General features: G+C 50.5%; 11 protein-coding genes and 1 pseudogene. 6 read left to right on the top strand and 6 right to left on the bottom strand.

The window, feature by feature from the left end:
* Positions 1–279: 279 nt before the first annotated feature.
* On the top strand, positions 280–714 hold the full coding sequence (mscL, locus tag KTQ90_RS00460) for a large-conductance mechanosensitive channel protein MscL (protein ID WP_302180491.1): 435 nt from the start codon (positions 280–282) through the stop codon (positions 712–714).
* Between the two features lie 308 nt (positions 715–1,022).
* Here mscL and KTQ90_RS00455 read toward each other — a convergent pair whose 3' ends face one another.
* From KTQ90_RS00455 to KTQ90_RS00445, 3 genes are all read right to left on the bottom strand, one after another.
* Entirely contained in the window at positions 1,023–4,214 is a 3,192-nt protein-coding gene (locus tag KTQ90_RS00455; RefSeq protein WP_217316795.1) for a T9SS type A sorting domain-containing protein, read from the bottom strand.
* A 93-nt stretch (positions 4,215–4,307) separates the two neighbouring features.
* On the bottom strand, positions 4,308–6,098 hold the full coding sequence (locus tag KTQ90_RS00450; RefSeq protein ID WP_217316794.1) for a hypothetical protein: 1,791 nt from the start codon (positions 6,096–6,098) through the stop codon (positions 4,308–4,310).
* 113 nt (positions 6,099–6,211) lie between these two features.
* On the bottom strand, positions 6,212–7,999 hold the full coding sequence (locus tag KTQ90_RS00445; RefSeq protein WP_217316793.1) for a hypothetical protein: 1,788 nt from the start codon (positions 7,997–7,999) through the stop codon (positions 6,212–6,214).
* Between the two features lie 287 nt (positions 8,000–8,286).
* Here KTQ90_RS00445 and KTQ90_RS00440 point away from each other — a divergent pair, with 287 nt between their 5' ends.
* The 5 genes from KTQ90_RS00440 to KTQ90_RS00420 all read left to right on the top strand — a co-directional run bounded on the left by KTQ90_RS00440 (position 8,287) and on the right by KTQ90_RS00420 (position 17,449).
* A complete protein-coding gene (locus tag KTQ90_RS00440) occupies positions 8,287–10,164 on the top strand; it encodes a T9SS type A sorting domain-containing protein (protein ID WP_217316792.1) in 1,878 nt (625 codons plus the stop codon).
* Positions 10,165–10,209: 45 nt separating this feature from the next.
* Positions 10,210–12,384: a S8 family peptidase gene (locus KTQ90_RS00435; RefSeq protein ID WP_217316791.1), complete on the top strand. Its 2,175-nt coding sequence runs from the start codon at positions 10,210–10,212 to the stop codon at positions 12,382–12,384.
* A gap of 393 nt (positions 12,385–12,777) precedes the next feature.
* Positions 12,778–13,089, top strand: coding sequence for a hypothetical protein (locus KTQ90_RS00430; RefSeq protein WP_217316790.1), 312 nt, complete (start codon positions 12,778–12,780; stop codon positions 13,087–13,089).
* Positions 13,090–13,268: 179 nt separating this feature from the next.
* Entirely contained in the window at positions 13,269–16,091 is a 2,823-nt protein-coding gene (locus KTQ90_RS00425) for a hybrid sensor histidine kinase/response regulator (RefSeq protein ID WP_217316789.1), read from the top strand.
* Positions 16,076–17,449 carry a sigma-54-dependent transcriptional regulator gene (locus KTQ90_RS00420; protein ID WP_217316788.1) on the top strand — a complete coding sequence of 458 codons (1,374 nt, stop codon included), beginning with the start codon at positions 16,076–16,078 and terminating at the stop codon, positions 17,447–17,449. The genes KTQ90_RS00425 and KTQ90_RS00420 overlap by 16 nt, the downstream gene beginning before the upstream one ends.
* Before the next feature lie 215 nt (positions 17,450–17,664).
* On the opposite strand, the pseudogene KTQ90_RS14030 reads toward KTQ90_RS00420, so the two are convergent.
* The 3 genes and pseudogenes from KTQ90_RS14030 to KTQ90_RS00410 form a co-directional block, all read right to left on the bottom strand.
* Positions 17,665–18,114 (bottom strand): annotated as a pseudogene (locus KTQ90_RS14030) (IS1634 family transposase); the annotation flags it as partial.
* Between the two features lie 77 nt (positions 18,115–18,191).
* On the bottom strand, positions 18,192–20,696 hold the full coding sequence (locus KTQ90_RS00415) for an Eco57I restriction-modification methylase domain-containing protein (RefSeq protein ID WP_217316787.1): 2,505 nt from the start codon (positions 20,694–20,696) through the stop codon (positions 18,192–18,194).
* Entirely contained in the window at positions 20,591–21,298 is a 708-nt protein-coding gene (locus KTQ90_RS00410; RefSeq protein ID WP_217316786.1) for a hypothetical protein, read from the bottom strand. Before KTQ90_RS00410 ends, KTQ90_RS00415 begins: the two co-directional genes overlap by 106 nt.
* Positions 21,299–21,304 lie beyond the last annotated feature (6 nt).

Below are 21,304 nucleotides of genomic sequence, written 5' to 3'. Positions count from 1 at the left end.
TTTCAAGCTCCACAGTACTTGCCAATGAACTGAGACATTCAAAAAGCAATACTTTTGAGCATTTTTTTCTTTATCGAGCGCAAAGTTAATAATTATTTTCTAATTTTGCAGCCAATAGAGGTATTAAATTATTTAAAAAATCGCTATATAATTTCACTGGGCTATATACATTATATATAATAAGCGCAGTTTGCTATATATACTTTGCAAAATAAGATAGTTAGAAACAAGAAACATACAATCGGACATTAGGAATTAAACAATTAACAAACAGAAACTATGGGAAAAATGCTAAATGAGTTCAAGGCGTTCGCCGTGAAGGGCAACGCTGTAGACATGGCTGTCGGTGTGATCATCGGCGGTGCGTTCGGGAAAATCGTAAGTTCTATCGTCAACGATATCATCATGCCGCCTATCGGATGGCTCATCGGCGGCGTCAACTTCAGCGACCTGAAGTTCGAGCTGCCTGCCGTAAACCTCGGCATGGAGACAATGAAGCCGGCTACCATCAACTATGGTGCGTTCATTCAGACTATCATCGACTTCACTATCATCGCTTTCTGCGTGTTCCTCCTCGTGAAGGGCATCAACAAGCTGGCTAACCTCAAGAAGAAGGAGGAGGAGACCAAGTCTGCACCTGCGCCCGAGGAGCCGAAGCCTACAAAGGAGGAGTTGCTGCTCACAGAGATTCGCGACTTGCTGAAGAAGAATTGATTAATTATTAATTCGTAATTATTAATTATTAATTCGTGATTCGTGATTTATAATTACACCCTAACAATTAATAATTAATAATTACGAATTACTAATTAAAAAAAGCGCTGGCGAAACAATCTTCGTCAGCGTTTTTTTGCTTTTATATGATGCGTTTTGTGTTGGTCAAATCTGGTTTACGTTTCTGTTCACGTTGCAAATTTACTCATATTTTTTGCAACACGCAACCCCCATTTTACCGATTATGGAACAAAACGCATTATTCTTGACTTAAGTGTAGCAAATTTGTGCTTAACCTGCTAAAACTTTTACTTCGTTATCATTATCTTGCGTGTGACAGTTTCGCCGGCTACTACGGCCTTCACTACATATACGCCAGCGGTCAAGCCGTTGAGCGATACGGTGTTGCCTTCTGCCTTTGCTACAACAGCGCCTGCTGCCGACACAAGTTCTACCGACGTCACGCCATCGCCAGTCACGGTGAGCTCGTTCTCGCCCTGGCGCATCTCGATGCGTCCTACGGTGTTCTCGTCGATACCTGCAACGGCGATGAGGAAGTTGGTTACGCCGCCCTTCACGCTTGTCGACTTCACTGTGTAGTATACGTCAACGCGGATAGTGTGCTGCTGCTTGTCGTCGGTACCGAAGTCGTGTGTGTATGTTCTCTCCGTGAGCTTCGCCGCGTTCTTCTTAGCGTTGTCGATGAACACGTCGTAGCCTTCGATAGGCAACGTACCTGGTTTCGGGTTCTCCAGCACGAGACCTATCATCCAGTTAGCCATCACGCCGGTAGAAGATATTGAGCTCCACGACTCGCCGTCGAGCGAGTAGATGTCAGAGTAGCCTTCCAGCGGATCGCTGCTGTCTACGGCGATAGCCGGTTCCTTCGGCGTAACATCATAGCAGTCGATGGCAAGACGGTATGTAGATCCGTTCTCGATGATGATAGGCTTCGTGAGTTCCACCTCGTTCCACTTACCTACGGTGTAGTCGTCTACCTCGGTCTCGCTTATCAGCTCGTCGTTCTTGTAGACATACACTGTGTATGTAGCGTCTGTGAGCGGATAGAAGCGTGCCTTCTTGATTGCGTATCCGGTGCGTCCGCGGAATGTCTTCGACGGATAGAGCGCGCCTACCATGATGTTATAGTTGTTGTCAGCAGGAGCTGTCACGCCCTGCGTTGATGCAGAACCCGTACAATACTGCACCTGAACCACGTCGCGGTCAACCGGTGCTGCCCAATTAGCCTTCACAGCCGAAGCGCTTACCGGTGCTACAGCCACGCCTTTCACAGCCTGAAGCTGGCTGTCGTCAGGAACAACTGCAAGCTGAGCTACGGCCGGCTCCGACTCCGATCCGTTGGCATACACGGCGCTTACGCCCAGAGCATGGTCGCCCTTGTCGAGAGAGGGCACGGTGAAGTTCTTTGTAGCAGACGAACCTACCTTCTTGCCGTCTACATATATATTATAGCCCGTCACGTTGTCCTTTGCAAGGTCGGCACCTTCCGGCGCCACGATAGCGTCGATAGCCCACGAAGCGGCGTAGAGATAGTTGCTCTCCTCCATAAGGTTGCCCATCGAGTAGAAGTCGGGCTCGGTTGTAAGGCGGAGCAGGTCGGAAGAGCCCTTCACGGCACGACCGAAGTCGAGCGCTGTGATGCGCTGCGAAGCCTCTGTAACCTTCACCTCAACCGACACGAGCAGTTCGCCTGAAGGCAGATTCTGCGGAGTATCGAGCTTAACGACGTTGCGCTCGCCGTAGTTCAGCTTCTGCGTAACTGGCTGTGTGTAGAACTTCTGCAACTTACCGTCTGCGCTGCGTGTGTAGAGGTTGATAGTCCAGCCGCCCTGAGCCTCCATCGGGTAAAAACCTACGGATGTGAGCTTCTGTCCCTTGTATGCGCTGAGCGTAACTGCGTCGAAAGCGATGGCTGTCTCGTAGCTCTCGCCGTCGAACGACAGACCGAATGTCTCTAGGTTGGCGTTGTCGGGGTTGAAGTATGTGAGCGCTCCGAAGTTTGTTGACGGATCGCTCCACTCCATGTATGCTGCGCTGTAGCCATGCTGCTGTGCGAAGAGGTTTGTAGGCGTAGAAAGTTTCTGATTCTCCACCTTGACAGTTGCAATCTCGCTGTCAGCCGACTCAACGTCGCCGTACACTGCCGTAACCTGATACTTGTGTTCGCCTACCGGCACACCAGCATCTACGAATCCTTCAGCGGTAACAATATCGCTGCTCACCTTGTTGCCGTCGCGATACACCTTGTATCCGGTTATGCCGGTGGCTGCAACGTTCGGCTTCCATGTAATCTTCACCGTGTTGAGACCCGACAACTGCTGAGCCTTAATGCTCACCGGAGGCATAGCCGAGAATATCGGACTGCCGAACTTCACGATCATCGACTGCGGCGAAATGGCATAGTTGCCGTCCGAATCCTTGTTGTCGTTGTAGAAGAGGAAGCCCATGATGTGATCGTCTACCGACACGGATGTGGCGCGAGTAACGTTGTAAAGGGTTTCGCCTTCCGAATCCTTCGGCGAGTCTGGATTGACGAAAACATGATAGTCGGCGAGGTTCACGCCTTTTTCCTTCAGATACTTGTATGCAAAGATGCCTTTGCCGTTCTGATAGATATAGCCCAACTGGTTGTCCTCGCACATCACGGTACCGTTACCGCTGATGTCGAAGAAGTCGAGGTCGTCGTTGGCGCCAGCCGGAAGAATAGCGCTCTTCTTGCCGGTTTCCATATCGTAGAGTGCCCAAGCTCCGCGCACCTTACCAGCTCCGCCTGCCTCTTCTTCGGTTTGCCAGCCGCCGAAATAAAGCAGCTTCTTGCCGTCGGGCGAGAACTTCTTGCCAACACAGAACGGCGACTGCTGGTCAGAGAGTGTGGTGAAATTGCCGTCAGGTCCCCATAAACATGCCTGGCGGTTCTTGTTCATAACCCAACCCGTAGTATACTCTCCGTCTGGCGATATTGCATAAGGTATCGCGATACCTTTGTTCTCCTTCAGTTGGCGATAAATCTTTCCGTCCTTCCATACGTATCCCAAATACTTTCCGCCTACATACACGTTGCCCGTGATGTAGTGTCCGTCGGGCGATATGCCAGAAGCGCCACTACTGCTCACAGCGTCAGAAGGCATTTCGAGACGGTTCCAGCGGTTGTTCTGCCAATAGCCAGCGAGCTGCGTAGAAGCACCGTTCTTCTTGTAGCTATTGTCGGTGTACAAGCCCACAACAACGCCGTCGTTAGACACGCTGTAAGCCTGCGAAGGCGACGACGGATTGAGCAAATCAATCTCTCCGCTCTCCAGATTCCAGCGGAATCCGTAAGCCTCGTTGCCGGCATCATAGTACATACCACACGCCCACTTGCCGTTTGGCGAAGCAGCCATGATGTTGTAGTCGCTTGGGGTGACCATCACTAAGGGTGATGTCTGTGCGAAAGCTGCGCCACTTAAGAGTAGCGACGCAAGTAACATTTTTGTCTTCATCTATTGATATTACGGTTTTTAAGAATTTTATTTATTAATAATTTAGGCTATGTTCTGTAGTTTAAATGTTTTGCCTAAGGTATTGTTTTATCCTCACTTAACGTGATACTTGTAGACGCTCTGCTTGCCGTTGCGCTCTATACATATTATATAAGCTGCTGTCGGGAGCTGAGCAAGCGATACGCTTCTTGTGCGTTTGCGTACATATACGCGTTCGCCCGAAACATTGTAGACAGATACGTTTGCGGCATCTGCAAGATTAATGACGTTGCCAGCGAAGATAGCCTTTACAACTCCATCAACGCCGATGCGCTGCATGCCGGTGAGGTCGTCGATGTCTGTCATCTTCACGGTGATGGTGTCGGAGAACGCCTTGCCGTACTTGTAGGTCGTAACGACATACGCCTTTACAGCATCGTCGAGAAGCATTACGTGAAGCGTGTCTTTCGAAGACTCTCTTGTTTCGTTCTCTGGCACATTGCTTCCAACGAAGTAGAGCGTGTGCTTGATGAAGCTGTAGTCGTTCATGTCGGCAGGATTCTCCCAACCAAAGACAGCGTTATACTCCTTTTCAGGATTCAAAGCCGTACCTACATTCTTCACCTCGCCGCCTACGAGAGCCAGATTGGTAACTGCAGGCAGTTCGTGGTCGAGCGCCACTTCAATCTCAGTAGGAGTGGTGCTGTAGAAACCCACCCACTCCGAGTCGGCAGCAGGCTTCACTATCTTGCCGTCCTTCATGGCGAAGAGCGGCTGAATGAAGTAGGTGTATGTACTGTTGCTGAGTTCGTCGTCCTCGTAAGCACACTGCATTGTCTCGGGGTCTATCACGTCGGCAAGGTCAACGGTATCCTGCGGTATGCAGTTGCGGAAAATGACGAACTTGCAGCCGTACTCGAGTCCTGCCTTCGGCACATTGAAGCGGAGGTCTACGGTGTTCGGCTTCTCCTTGTCGAGCGTAGCCGACATAATCATCATGGCTGTCTTCTCCTTCATGCCACTGAAGTCGCGATACTCATAGCGCATGGGCAGACCGCTACGCGTCCACTTATTACTGCTGTAGTTGTAGCTGCAAACATCCATCAGGCTTAGATTGCCGTTCACCGGCTTATACTCGGTCTTTGCGCTCGGTATCTCCTTGCCGCTTGAATCGTAGCGGAACTTCTCGTAGAGTGTGAGCACACCGCTGGTATAAGTCCATGCCTCGCGCTGCTTAGCCACCTCATTGCCATCCTTCAGCTTGTACTGATACTCCTCCACCTTGTTGCCGTCGGCGTCGTACTTTATATTAGCCTCGAACTTGTACGAGTCGTATTCGCCGGTTGATGAGTAATGGGTGAGCACGCCGTCGGTATAGGTATACGTAATCTCCTGCTTGAACTTCTTAGTGTCTCTGATATAGGTAGACTTCTTAGCCAGCGTTCCGTCGGTGTTGTACGCATACTCGTTGATATACATCGACGTAGTGTCGGTAGCCAATCGTCCATTGCTGTCGTAAGTATAGCTCTCGCAGTTCTGCGTCTTGCGGAAACTGAAGACGCCGCCGTCGTATTCGCCCCACTGGTACGTGTCCTTATTGGTCATCATGCCGTCGGTGTTGAAGACAGCCTTGCAGAAAGTCATAACATCGAAGTCGTCCGAGTAGCCTTCGTCGGTGTAGAGGCGTCCGTAGTCGGCTCTACCGACGAAGAGTCCGTCGGTGTTATAGTAGTACAGACTGCGTTTCGACACTACATCGTCCGGGATATCGCCCATCGAACTGCCGAAGGTGGCAGTATTAACCAAGAATCTGTTTTCTGGAGCCGCCTGCTGAGCGTCAGCCGTTGCCGGGCAGCCGAGCACTAATGCCAGAGCTGCAATCGAATTGAGTAGTCTTTTTCCCATAATTCCATGTTTTTGGTTAATTAATAATCTGAAAAGACACACATTATATTATATACTCTACGTAATATACATGTGTGTCTTTTCACGAAGTGCTATCCTGGCGTGAGCTTATGCTACTTCACGCCGTACTTATAGAAGCTGCTCTTGCCGTCCTTCTCTACACATACTATATATGTAGCAGCCGGAAGCTGACCGAGAGCCACGCTGCATGTATTCTGCTTTGCATACACCTTAGCGCCTGCAGCAGAGTAAACCGATACGTTTGCGGCATCGCTGAGCTGCACCGTGTTGCCTGCGAATGTAGCCTTCACTACGCCGTCGGCTGTAATGCTCTCCACGCCGTTGTACTTCTCGATGTCCTTAACAGTAACGGTGATAGCGTCAGAGTAAGCCTTGCCGTACTTGTATGTTGTGATGACATACACCTGCATCTCGTCGTCCATAATCTGCACTCTGGCAGACTCGGCGGCGCCTTCCAGCTTTGTATCAGAGAGACCCATACCCACGAAGGCAACGTCGTTTCTCACGAAGCCGAGTTCTTCGAGATTAGCCGGGTTCTTCCATTCGAGATCAGCGTAGTATTCTATCAATTGGCTCATGATAGAACCGATGCGCTTCACCTCGCCACCTACGAGCTTCAGATCGGTAACGGCAGGAAGCTCCGTAGCGAGAGCCACGTTCACGTCCATAGGCGTAGAAGTATAGTAGCCCACCCACTCCGAGTCGGCAGTAGCATTGCTTATCTCGCCGTTTGTGAGGGCGAAAAGCGGCTGAACAAAGTAAGTGTAGGTGTCGCTCTTGAGTTCCTTGTCCTGATAAGAGCACTGCTTTGTTGCGGGATCCATGACGTCGGCAAGGTCGAGCGTGTCGAGAGCCACGCAGTCGCGGTAGACTACAAACTTGCAGCCATGAACGAGACCGGCTTTCGGAGCTGTGAATTGCAGGTTAATAGTGTTCTTGAGTTTCTTGTCGGGTGTAGCCGAAAGAAGCATCGTCTGTGTAGCTTCCTTCATTCCGCTGAAGTCGCGGTAGGTCTGACGCACGGTCAAGCCCCATTTGTTCCATGTGTCCTTAACCGAATTGTAGGTATAGTCGCTAACATCCATAACGTTCATGTTGTTATCCACGGGGACATACTCTTTCTTCGAGTCTGCCACTTCCGCGCCTTTATTGTCGTAGCGGTACTTCATGTAGAGCGTGAGCGCACCGTCGGTGTATGTCCAAGTCTCGCGCTGACGCGGCTTCACATTCTCGCCCGACTTCGCATACTGGTATTCCTCGATCTTGTTGCCGTCTGCGTCGTACTTAAGGTCAGCCTCGAACTCGTAATACTGTCCGGTAGACGAGTAGTGAGTAGCCTGTCCGTTCTCATAAGTGTATGTAATCTCCTGCACAAGTTTCTTTGTGCGTTTGTTGTACGACGTAACCTTTAGCAGCGTGCCGTCGTCGTTGTACTTATACTCGTTGATGCGCATCGAGGTAGTGTCTGTAGCCAGTCTGCCCTGCGCGTCGTATGTATAGCTCTCACAGTTCTGTGTCTTACGGAAAGAGTAGTCGCCGTCGTCATAGTCGCCATACTGATAGAAGTCTTTGTTGGTCATGTTGCCATTTACATCGAAGACAATCTTCTCGATGTCGGTGAGCGAGAAGGTATCCGAATAGCCACCGTCGGTGTAGTTGCGTCCGTAGGTAGAACTGCCTACCAACTTGCCATCGGTGTTGTAGTAATAATACACGCGCTTAGAGTCGAGGTTTTCGGGCATATCGCCCATCTGACTACCAAGCGTGACAGCCTTCACTAAGAATCGGTTCTGTGTCTCTACTTTCTGTGCGAATGTCGGGGCTGCAGAGCCAAGCATCAACGCCATGGCTGCTACCGAATAAAGTAAACGTTTTTCCATAATTCTGTGTTTTTTTGATTATTAATAGCGTTAAGACAGCGCAAGTTTAGCGATAAAAGACTATTTCAATTACCCAAACGCGGTCTACCACATTGCAAAGATACACAATTACTTTTTAAAAACAAACCTAAATAAGTGTATTTTCAACTAAATTGTTGCGTATATTTGCAAAAAGCCGTACTTTTGCAAGCAAATTATTAGCAAATAGCTATTACACATTATTAAATAAAGAGAATGTGAATAAATTTGAAACTAACAAGCAAAAGAACAATTAATTAATATATACTATGAGAAAAACCCTACTTAGCATCGCTTCCCTCCTCCTCGTAGCAGGGAACATCAACGCCACCAACATCGGCTACTCGAAAGATGAGATTTCGCGCAACAACGTATTCCGCCTCGGCAGCACCGAGAAGCAGGGACAGGCTATGCGCCTGAGCCACGCCAAGCTGCAGGCTCTGAAGGGCAAGACCATCGACTTCGCCGAGTTCGTGTTGGGCAGCAAGAATGTCACCGACAAGAAGATGCACGTTTTCCTCACCAAGCAGCTCGACGGCACACCTATCGCCGAGGGAACCGTTGAGGTGAAAAAGGCGCTGAGCAAGATAAAGTGGACGCTCGATAAGCCGTACACCATAACCGGCGACGAGGACTGTCTCTACGTAGGCTACACAACCGAAGTTGCCACAACATACAAGGTGCTCATGTCGGACGGTTCGTACGACATCGAGGGCTGCAACTACGGCTACAAGGACGGAGCGTGGGTAGACACCTACGGCATGAACAAGGGCAGCGCGCTCATCTTCGTCAACGCCGAGAACGTGGGCGACTATACCGACGCCATCATCGCTCAGAGCAACTTCGAAGGCTACTATAAGGCTGGCGACAACTGCAACTTCTCGGCTTGCTTCGTGAACGCCGGCACGACGGACATAACCAGCTTCGACGCCATCGTTGAGGTGGGCGGCAACAAGACCACGCAGCACTTCGCCGACCTCAGCATCAAGCCGAAGGAGGGCTACAGCTTCGACCTCAAAGACGTGGACACAAGCAGCGAGGGCGAGCAGAGCCTCAGCGTAACTATCGCCAACGTGAACGGAGCGGGAAAGGAGACCGACACGTCGGACAACAGCGTAAGCGCCAACCTCTTCCTCTACCCGAAGACTATGGAGCGCTCGTTGCTGCTCGAAGCGTTCACGGGTCAGGACTGCGGCAACTGTCCGGGCGGCCATCTGAACATTGAGGCTGCCATCAAGAAGACAGAGAAGAACGTCATTGAGGTGGCTCACCACGTAGGTTACAAGCCCGACATGTTCACAATGAGCGAAGACCCTACATATATATTCTTCTACCCTAATATGTCGAGCACATTCGCACCGGCGGCTATGGTCAACCGCAACACTTACGCCAACGTAAGCACTACGCCGATAGTGAGCGCCACCGACGTCAACAGCCTGCTTTCCACCATCTACTACGCCGACACCAAGGAGCCGTACGTTTCGCTCTACCTCAAGACCACACTGGACGAGAGCACACGCGAACTGAACGTGAAGCTCTACGTGCTGCCTCACAAGACCGTGCCTCACAACAGCTCTATTTTCAACGTATACCTCGTGCAGGACGGCATCGAGGCGCGTCAGGCGAACGGCGGAGACAACTACATACACAACCGCACCTTCCGCGGAACGGTGACAGGCAACGCATGGGGATACCTGGTGAAGGACATAAAAGCGGGTCAGCTGCTTTCGTGGGAGAAAACCATCACCATACCCGAGAGCATCCACTCGAGCTATTATGCCGACGAGACTAAGAACAACGTCGAGGCTGTGCTGAAGAACATGAGCGTCGTGGCTTACATAGGCGAGTTCGACCAGAACGACAACAACAAGCACACTATCTACAACTGCTGCGAGGCGCGCCTGGGCGAATCGCACAAGCAGACTGGCTTCGTCAAGCCTACCGACGTGAACAGCGCCGAGGCTGAGCAGAGCGTTAGCATCTTCGTAAGCAACGGAAAGGTGCACGCAGGCGGAGCATACGACCGCTTGCAGGTGTACAACCTCGCTGGTGCGCAGGTGGAGAACGCCGATCTTACCAAGGGCGTGTACATCGTGAAGGTGACTGCCGACGGCAAGCAGACCACAAAGAAGGTGCTCGTGAAGTAATACGGGCAGCCGAAAACAGATACATATAATATAATAAGGTATATCATGCGCAAGTCATACATATATATAATAGGTGCAACGATGTTGCTCGCACCAGCCTCAGCGTTGGCGCAGGCATCGCTTTCGCCTCGCACGGCTATTGCCGTCGCTTCCCCCACCCTGCTTAAGTCGCCCGCAGCGCAAGCCGCTGCAATGGGCGCCGCAAGCAGTCAGCTTTCAGCATACGTAACAATCGACCCTGCGCGCACATCGTGGCAGCAGTTGGGTGTGACGCCCATCGCCGAGAACGCCGGTACGGCTACCGTGCGCCTCACGCTCGACGCCTTGCAGCGTCTGGCTAAGCAGCAGGGTGTAGAGTACATCCAGATTACTTCGGGCGCAACGCAGATGCTCAACCTCGCACGCCAGGAGGCTGGCACCGACCAGATACACAAAGGCACCGAGCTGCCGCAGGCATACACCGGCGCGGGCGTGGTTGTGGGCGTGGTCGACGCCGGATTCGACTATATGCACGCCGCTTTCCGCCGCCCTGCCGACGGAGCGCTGCGCATCAAGCGTGTGTGGGAACAGAGCGCTACGACGCTCGACGGCGCTTCGGCTCCTGCGAAGTACGGCTACGGCATTGAGCTGAACACGCCCGAACTGATAGAGAAGGCGCAGGGCGACAGCGACTCTAACTCGCATGGCACGCACGTGGCTGCCATAGCTGCGGGTAGCGACGCCTACAAGGACGGGGCGTACGTGGGCAATGCGCCCGACGCCGACATAGTGCTCGTGGCGCTCGACCTGAACGCGAGCACCAACGCCGACATCAGCAACGCCGTGCAGTATATCTTCGACTATGCCGACGAGGTGGGCAAGCCGTGCGTCGTCAACCTCAGTCTGGGCAACCAGGACGGACCGCACGACGGCACTTCTACGTTCGACACCATGACCGACGCCATGCAGGGACCGGGCCGCCTCATCGTGGGCGCTGCCGGCAACCACCGCACCGACGCCTTCCACATCGACCATACCTTCGCTACAGCCGATGCTGCGCCGCTGCGCACGTTCGTGAAGTACAAGGTGGCGCCGTCTAACTCGGTTTCGGGCGGCACGATAGAGATTTGGGGCGAGAAGGGCGTCGACTTCACCGTAGACATCGCCGCCTACAGCACGTTCAACAAGAAGGATGCGCGGTCTACGACCGTTTATCCGGCGGAGGGCGTCACGGATGTTGACTTCGGCAAGTACGCTACGGGCACGTGGAAGGTGGCTTCGGAGGTGAGTCCGCTCAACGGCAAGCTGCACGTGGTGCTGACATCTGCGCTCACCTCGATACGCAACAACTACGCCATAGCGCTCACCGTGACGCCGAAGACGGCGGGCAGAGTGAACATTTGGTCGGACAATACGTATCTGGCGTTGGAGTCGCGCGACATAGAGGGCTTCTCGGCGCCCGACGCAGCGTCGTCCACGCTCTGCGAGATTGGCGGAACGGGCAAACGCATACTCACCGTGGGTTCGTACACCACACGCAACGAGTACACGACAAACGGCGGACAGCAGGCTACGCTGCAGGAGACCGTGGGCGACCTGAGTTCGTTCTCGAGCTACGGCCCCACAGTAGACGGACGCATGAAGCCGAACATCACGGCGCCGGGCTGCTTCATCATCTCTGCCGTGTCTAACAACGACGCATCGGGCAATTTGATGTACGCCGAATACAACGAGAACTTCGGTCGCTACAACCAGTACGGCTATATGCAGGGCACGTCGATGGCGTCGCCGTTCGTGGCAGGCATTGTGGCTACATGGCTGCAGGCTTATCCGCAACTCACGCCCGAACAGCTGCACGAGATTGTGCAGAACACGGCACGCAAGGACAGCTTCACGGCTACGGCGCCCGACAGCAACTGGGGCTACGGCAAGATTAACGCGCTCGACGGACTGCGCCAGTGCATCGAGAAGCAGGAAACGGGCTGCGTGAGCGTTGCCATGCCGTTCGACGGAACGGTGCGCATCGCAGACGGAAACATCTTATTGGGCTTCGCTCGCGACACGCAGGCTACGCTCTGCATCACAAGCATGACGGGCAGCACGCTGTTCAGCAAGCAGCTCGGCAAACGCTCGGCAGGCGAAACGCTGTCTGTTGCCGTGCCGCAACTGCCAAAGGGCGTGTATCTACTCAGCGTAAAGACGCCGACAGCTACAAAGACCTTCAAGTTTGTTTGGCAATAATCCCATACTCTTTCATCGTCACCCGAACGCCGTCCGATCGGATTCCGTTCGCCGTCCAATCGGATTCCGTTCGCCGTCCGATCGGATTCCGTTCGCCGTCCAATCAGATTCCGTTCGGGTGACGATGACTTTTCTACACACTAACAATAACTTCTGTCCACACAAAAGTGTGGAACTATTCTACACTTGTTCCACACTTCTCCACAACTTTTTAGTCTATGCCAAAGCACTAAAAATTTTTATTCGCGCTGACTATCAGACACTTACGCAAAACACTTCATATTCTGGCACGCAGATTGCATTCTATTAAGTGAACGACGCAACGAACAAACATCAGTTCAAGACGGAGTTCTACAGATAAACATTATAATTAACAATTAAAAATTTAAGAATATGAAGAAGTTAGTATTTGCAGCTTTCGCAGCTTTCGTTATGGTATCAGTAAGCAACGTATTTGCAGGTAGCTCTAAGGCAGAGCTTGGTTTGAACATGCCGGTCGACTCAACCGTTGTTGACACAGCCGACACAGTAGGCGCTCCGGCAGAGGGTGAGCCGGCAGAACAGCAGGCAACTCCTGAGGAAGTGGCAATGCTCAGCGACTCAACCGACTCGGTTGACTCTACAGCACACCTCTTCTCGAGCGTAATGCTCATGGACTCTACATCTACAGATACAACCGGCACAGAGGCTCCGGCTGTGGTTTAAGAGAAGGTAAGGGTTTCAGACATAAATAACAACACACTAATTCCTTTCAGTCTGCATCGTTCTTGTACGAACAAGAATGGTGCAGACTTTTTGTTTTCTACCACCAACGAATGTTTTATAAAATAAAAGCCAAGATTCTGCGTTATACAGAATATAGGGATAAGAATTTTGAAGCATATATGTTCAGCACCAGAATAAAAATACTTGTAGGCTACGCTTTGCTCGCCATAGTGTTGCTGTCTGCCACATGGATGGTATACGACAACACGCGTTCGTTGTCAGCCGTAAACCACGCCTCGGAGCGCTTTATGGCACGCCGCGACATTGTCGACTCGCTCGTGTTTTCGATGCTCGAGACCGCCAATGCCGAACGCAGCGTGCTGCTCGGCGACGCAAGCAAATGGGAACGCTTCGACCGCGCACTCAGCGGTTCGAAAAGGCAGGCACGTAAGTTACGCCTGCTACTGAACGACACGCTGAAACAGCAGCGATTGGATACGCTAATGGCACTGCTAATAGCGAAACGCGAGAACACGCTGCTCGTGATGAACGTACTGAAAAACAACAGCCGCGACATCTATTACAACAATAAGGTGGAGGCGTTGCACAGCGGACGCGACTCGATAGTGATTAGTCCGCAGACGAAGGAGCGCCACGAACAGCACGAGACGGTGTACGAGGTGGTGAAGACGAAACGCGGCTTCTTCAGACGACTGGGCGACGCCTTCCGCAAACAGCGCACCGACACCATAAGCACTACCCGACTGACGCATCAGCCGTCTACCGACACCATCCATCACCGACTGAACATCGCCGACTCGGTGGCTAATGCGCTTGCCGAGATTCATAGCGAGCAGCAACGCGCCAACGACCGCCAGCAGGACATCATCAGTACGCGAAACGACCGCCTGCAGCTGGTGAGCATTCAGCTGACGAAGCGCACATGGCAGCTGCTGGAGGACATACAGAGCGACGAGCACAACGCCCTGCAGCGTGTTGTGGGCAAGGCTATCAGTTCGCGACGTGCCATGATTGTGAGAATTGCGGTGCTGGGACTGTTGGCGATTCTCTCGGCGGCAATTCTCGTGGTGTACATCCTCAGAGACATAAAGCGCGAGCGCCGCGACCGTCAGCGCATTCTTGAAGCGAAGACGGAGACGGAGCGCATCATGCAGCAGCGAGAGCGACTGCTGCTCACCATCACGCACGACATAAAGGCGCCGGCGGCGTCGATTGCCGGTTTCATCGACCTGCTCAGCGAGTATGTAGACCGTCCGAAGGCGGTGGGCTACCTGCAGAGCATATCGGGCTCGGCTAATCATCTGCTGCAACTGGTGTCGGCGCTGCTCGACTATCATAAGCTGGAGAGCGGAAAGGCGGAGCGACACGAGGTGAGCTTCCAGCCGACTGCGCTCGTCAGCGAGTGTGTAGCGCAGATGCAGCCGCTGGCTATGGCTAAACAGCTGCGCTTGGCTACAGATATAAACGTTGCGGAGGATATGTTCTGCCGTTCGGACGCGTTCCGCATCAAGCAGATCGTGAACAACCTCGTGAGCAACGCTATCAAATACACAGACGAGGGCGAGGTGCGTGTCGGCATAACCGTTATGAATGGTTGGATGACGCTGAGCGTGAGCGACACTGGCTGCGGCATGACACCCGAAGAACTGCAGAGTGTGTTCAACGCCTTCACGCGTCTGCCCGGCGCTCAAGGCAAGGAGGGCGTGGGCCTCGGACTCACTATCACTCGCGAGATTGTGACGCTGCTCGGCGGCAGAATAAATGTTGCGTCGACAAAGGGCAAGGGCACAACGTTCAGAGTGTGTCTGCCGGTAAAGGTGGTCACTAATCAGGGGGTGCACTCACAAAGCAAACATACTCAGGGGGTGCACTTGTCTCAAGTGCACCAACAAAGCAGAGAACTGCACCAACAAAGCAAAGAACTGCACCAACAAAGCAAACATAACAGCATGGTTGGTGCACTTGAGACAAGTGCACCCCCTAAAGGCAAGTCTCAACACCTCAACACCTCAACATCTCAACCCATAATCTCCGTGGTGATAGTAGACGACGACCGCCTGCAAGGTCAGCTCCTCAACGAGATGCTCCGGCGCATCGACGGCGTGCAGTTCGACATCACGACGACCATACACGCCGACGAAGCCATTAAGATTGCTGTGGAGAAGAATCCGCACATCGTGTTCACCGACATCGAGATGCCGGAGATGAACGGCAGCGAGATAATGCGCCGCATACGCAACGCATCGTCAGCTACGTCTGCAACCGACAAGTCCGTACTCCGCACGAAGTTCGTGGCTATGACGGCACACGAGCAGAGCATCATGCCGCAACTGCGCAGCGACGGCTTCGACGCCTGTTTGTTCAAGCCGTTCTCGGTGCATACACTCGCCGCCACCATCTGTCAACTGACGGGCGCTGTAGTAAGGGTTTCTGAGAAAGAGCAAAACTCAAAACTCACAATCGCAGGCGAAGCCGAGGATAATTCAAAACTCAAAACTCAAAATTCTTGCTCTGGCAAGCGTCTCTACGAGCCGAGCGCAAAACTCAAAATCGCTCTCCTACCCTTCACCGACGGCGACCCCGAAGCGGAAGCGCAGATAATAGGCGACATACGCAAGTCGATAGAGGAATACTTAGAGATGATTGGCGACGGTTCTGACCCTGAGCGCGTTGCGAAGGCGGCGCACAAGGCGATGCCGCTGCTTGAGATGATTGAGCCTGGCAAAAACCAATGGGTCGCACCACTGCAAACCCCAGGGGGTGCACTTGTCTCGGCTCGGCTTTCGCCGCTTGCCAGAGCAAGAAGTGCACCAACAAAGCAACAACACCCACAAAGCGAAGAAAAAAACATCTTGGTTGGTGCACTTGAGACAAGTGCACCCCCTGAGGAAACAACTACACCCCCTAACGAACAAGAACGCGAAAGATTAACAAAACAACTGATAGAGAAACTTAAGAAAATACTATGCGACATATACTGATTGTAGAAGACGACATCGCTTTCGGCACAATGCTACAGACATGGCTGCGCCGAAAGGGATTTGAGGTGGACAAGGCGACATCGATGGGTGCTGCCGTGAAGCTGCTCGTGGACATGAAGAGCGTAGACCTCGTGCTCTCCGACCTCCGACTGCCCGATCACGACGGCCTCCGACTGCTGGCTTGGATGCACGAGCACAGCATTAATGCGCCGTTCATCGTGATGACCAACTATGCGGAGGTGCAGAACGCGGTGCTCGCCATGAAGTCGGGCGCTGCCGACTATATAGCAAAGCCTGTGCAGCCCGACATTCTGCTGCAGAAGATTAACGATGCGATGGAGCAGAACACGCAACAAAACAATGCAACAATTCAAAACTCTACAACTCAAAATGCGCCAACGGCGCACAATTCAAAACTCAAAACTCAAAACTCGGAAGCCGCTCCCCGCTACATCGAGGGCAAGAGCGAAGCCTCTCGACAGCTATACAGCTACGTAGAGCTGGTGGCTCCGACGCCGATGTCCGTTCTCATACTCGGAGCGTCGGGCACCGGCAAGGAGTACGTGGCTCACCGCATTCACGACCTCAGTCAGCGCCATGACCGTCCGTTCTTCGCACTCGACTGCGGAGCGATTCCGCGCGACGTTGCAGCATCCGAATTCTTCGGTCATAAGAAGGGAGCGTTCACGGGCGCCGACGCCGACAAGCGCGGCGCGTTCGAGATAGCCAACGGTGGCACGCTGTTCCTCGACGAGGTGGGCAACCTGAGCTACGAAGTGCAGGTGCAACTGCTGCGTGCGCTGCAGGAGCGTCGCATCCGACCCGTCGGCGGAACGAAGGAGATAGACATCGACATCCGACTCGTCTGCGCTACGAACGAAAACCTTGAGGAGGCTGTCAGCGAGGGCCGTTTCCGCGAGGATCTCTACCATCGCATCAACGAGTTCACCATCTACATGCCCAAGCTCTCGGAGCGTGGCAGCGACCTTTTCCTCTTCGCCGATCTCTTCATCCGTCACGCCAACGAGGAACTGAACCGCAACGTTGAGGGCTTCGACTCTGGCGCTGCGGAGATGCTCGCCTCACACTCATGGCCCGGCAACCTCCGCGAACTGAACAACGTGGTGAAGCGTGCGGTGCTGCTCACACGCGGCTCGCAGATCACCACCGCCGAACTGACGCTGGCGATGGGACAGATACGCACCGACAACGTCCTGCAACTGCACGACGAGGACACGGAGCGCCAACGCATCATCACCGCTCTACAACAGACCAACGGCAACAAAGCCAAAGCCGCCCGTCTGCTCGGCGTAGACCGCAAAACAATATACAACAAGATTGAGAAACTGGGGATATAAACATAAATATGGTGCTTCAAAAAGCACCCTATCTTCCAGCTTCGCTATAAATCACACATAACCAGTACAATAAAGGCTGGAAGATCCTCGTCTTGAAGCGATATCTTCCAGCCTTTCCCTACATCTACCAGTGCAGGAAACTCAAAGCTGTTCTATCATCTATTCTTTATCAGAAATAAAGCCAATAAACATATTGCTACTTTTTACAGACTTCATCATCGTGTCACCCAAAAATCTTCGTCAAAGAGTTTTACTATTTTCTTAAGCCTTGCCATCAACATGGTTTGGGTGTAAACATTCTTGTTCAGAGGTACTTTAATTTGTATTGTCGTAATGGTCTTTGCCAATACAAGCACCTTGTCTACACTCATCTTAATCTCAGAGACTTTCTGCATACCCTCCAATTCCTTGTAGACTTTCAAAGCTACAAAGCAGATACATATATGAGCAGCGCGTAAAATGAAACATAGGCCGTATCTCTAACTTTGATTTCACTATATGAAAAGCCCATTCCACATGCCAAAGATTGTAATATTCAGCATAAACGTCTTGTATTGGTGTATCAGTATTTGTAAGACATCCTTTAAACCATCCCAACGAGAATCGTCGGCAACACGCTCATAATTGATTGCGACTTTCACTTCACCATCCATTAATAAAAATTGGTATTGATATCAAGGGACTTTTTTAGTGCCCTCGTTCTTCTGACAGGATGTTTCCTTAACTTATTGTATCATCAATCTTACTCTTCTATTATTTTAATCTGTTTGTCTGAGAGCTCAAATAATGAATAAACAACATCGTTTATCTTATTCTCCTCCTCAGAAATGTCAGACATTACGCTCAAAGCTTTTTTCTTTTCTATGCTATCTACGAGGGCTGAAAGTTGTTTCTGCCTATCCAAATCCACAAATGGAATTGGAAAATTATCAACTTCGTAGCCATTAACGTTACTATTGGTACTAAAGCATCTAAAGAACCAATTGATTGCTTTCGAATTCAAAATAGCGAGTAAGGCTTTTATATCTATATCTTTATGTGGAAGAATGTAATTACAAGAATTTCCAAGGTAATAACCTGCAGGAACAATACACATAACTATACTGAGTTTGTCATTTGCTCCTGTCATTCCTTGCATTGCGATTCGTTCAACATTATGATGCTGTGCCTTATTCGAATTACCGAACTTTGATAAATAAGAGTTTTCATCTAGATACTCTATTTGACCTTGACTCATTTGCAGTGTGTAGAAGAAACGCTGAATTGCAGCCCCCTTTAGAATTGTTGGATAAGAGGGATTCTGTGTAAACATTTTCTTATGGAATGTTACATTCAGTTCTCCTTCATAACACTTTAGCTTCAATGAACGCTTTGAAATCATTTGAATGACGGTGCTCTTATACTCCTTCTTTACTCGAGGAATTACAAAATCCACACTATCAATAGCTTTAATGTCATCTTTAGAAAAGCTTGTAGTCAAGCCACTTGATTTATACTTATCATCCCATATATTGACAACAAACTCTTCATTTGAAGAAGCATTACGAATGATGAGTATACATACACCCATTTTAACGCTTTCAAAAACGCGTTTCTTCTTACTATCTCTTTCGGGGAACGATTCTATATTTATTATTTGTGCATTCTCCAAAATATACTTTCGAAGATTTGTAGCTTGCTTATCTCCCAGAAATGAATTCTGGAAAATGAAACAATTGATGCCATTTTCCTTAATCAGTTTCTTTAGCGCATTTGCAAGAAACAATTTGTATGCATTTAATTTGCCTCCAAACGCAATAGAATAATCCGAGTCCTTTCGCAAGGTCTCGATTTCTCCTACATGTTGGGCTTGATAAACAAAGTATGGAGGATTGCCAATAACAATATCGAACCCCCCATTGTCAAACACATCTTTAAAGTAAATATGCCACAGGAAGAATTGATCATTAGGGATAGGAAGGTCCTGAAGTTTTCGCTGAATATCCGGAGTCCATCCTTTAAGATTAAGGATATAACTGCGAACATTTTCATTGATTATACCGCGAAGATGTATTTTTGCAGAGTGCTCATCAGTAAGATAATACTCCTTTATCGCATGTTGAATGTTATCAAGAGCATCTTTTTCATCAAAGGCAAATGTCTGATGCCAAGCTACTTGTTTTTTTGCACGAGCCTTCTGAGCACGCTGTTCGTTGAGTGACATGCCACTCAAATCAATTCCTTCATACTGTTCAAGAAGAGAATTGCCTTGCATAATCTTAAAATCCATATTAGGTAAGGCATGAGGACTCTTCTCGTCTACGATAAGAGCAAGCCAGAAGCGGAGGCGTGCAATATCTACAGCACCCTTCTCAATATCAACACCATAGATATTGTTTTGGATGATTTCTGTCTTGATTCTGACCGCTGTTTCATCGTCAATTCCTTCGATAGCCTTTCTGCAAGCATAGAGTTCACGGAGCAAACCCATAGGGAATGCACCAGAACCAATAGCAGGGTCACAAATTTTGACAGCCTTCAACTTCTTGTCAATGCTTACGGATAGTTCCGAAGAGAGATCTGACGCATTGTTTGTAGTTACAAACTCACGGATTTGTGACTTGACATCCTCTGCTACGTCTGTCTGCAAGTATGCAATAAGCGACTCACGGCACATGTATTGAACAATCTCCTTCGGAGTATAGAATGCGCCTTTATCCTTGTTGTCTTCAAGCAAGTTCTCGAAGATGCGACCAAGCATTTCTGGGTCAACTCCGATTTCTGCATCATCAGGATCGTTCTCGTCAATGGTAAAGTTGTATGACGCAAAGAAATCCAGAAGGCATTTCATGTATTTAGCTGGTAATGGGAACTTTGTCTTGTCATATTCATCCTTCTCAAACAAGCCACCATTGAGATATGGCACCTTTATATTTGTGCCAACTTTTGCATCGCTAACAATATCACCTTTTCGCTTAGAGTTGATGTCATTGAAAAGGGGTTCAAGAACATCATCCACAAAGGTATTCTTGTATAGCGTATTGGCGAAGAGGTTCTGAACAAACTCTTTATCACCATCATTCCATGCCTCGCCAGCAGAGCACCCCATCCAGCCCTTTTTCTGAAGGAACTGAATGAATACCAAGCGACCCATGAGTTTCTTCACATAGTCACGGACTGCCTTTTCTGCATCCTCGAACTGTGCAAACTCTTGCATAATTTCGTGGCAAGGTTGACCAGTAACCTGTTCTTCCCACTTGTTTGCCACTTTGACCATGCGTTTGCCAGTGATAAACTCAATGATGTCTTCATACTGCTTTTGTACTCCTTGAAGAAGAGGTCGCTAAGAGCTTCGACTGAGAATGCTTTTGTGATTGCTTTCAAGTCCAGAGCACTCTTCTTCAAATCCTCAAACTGCTTAATGGCAGTACGAGAACGATGACCTTCGCCAAGAAGATATGTAAATCGCTTTGTGTCGGTACTTTCCTTCGCAAGAGAGCCATCTTCAGCAAACGTAAAGGCTTCACTAACGTATGAGAAACGAAGTACAGCTTCATTTTGACGGAAACAGAACATAAACGCACCTGCACAACCCATTCCGCGCCAGTTTGTGCAGAGAAGGTTGCGAATGCCAGCACGATTGCGTTCAATAACAACACTATCACTAAGTTCAACCTCATAGATGGCAATAACATGACCATCAGGAAGGTTAATCTTTCCTGTGTAGAGAGCATGTTTAGCCATGCTTTCATCTACCACAACTGCCTGTGGCTGCTGCCAGAACTGGACACGCTGACGGAAGATGTCGTACAAGAGACCTTGCCAGTTTTGACGGTTATATCTGGATTCTATAATTGAACGATAGTCCATATTTTC

Origin of the sequence: Leyella stercorea, from assembly GCF_019052365.1 — a bacterium.
Taxonomy (GTDB): domain Bacteria; phylum Bacteroidota; class Bacteroidia; order Bacteroidales; family Bacteroidaceae; genus Prevotella.
This window is presented reverse-complemented; position numbering and strand designations above follow the sequence as displayed.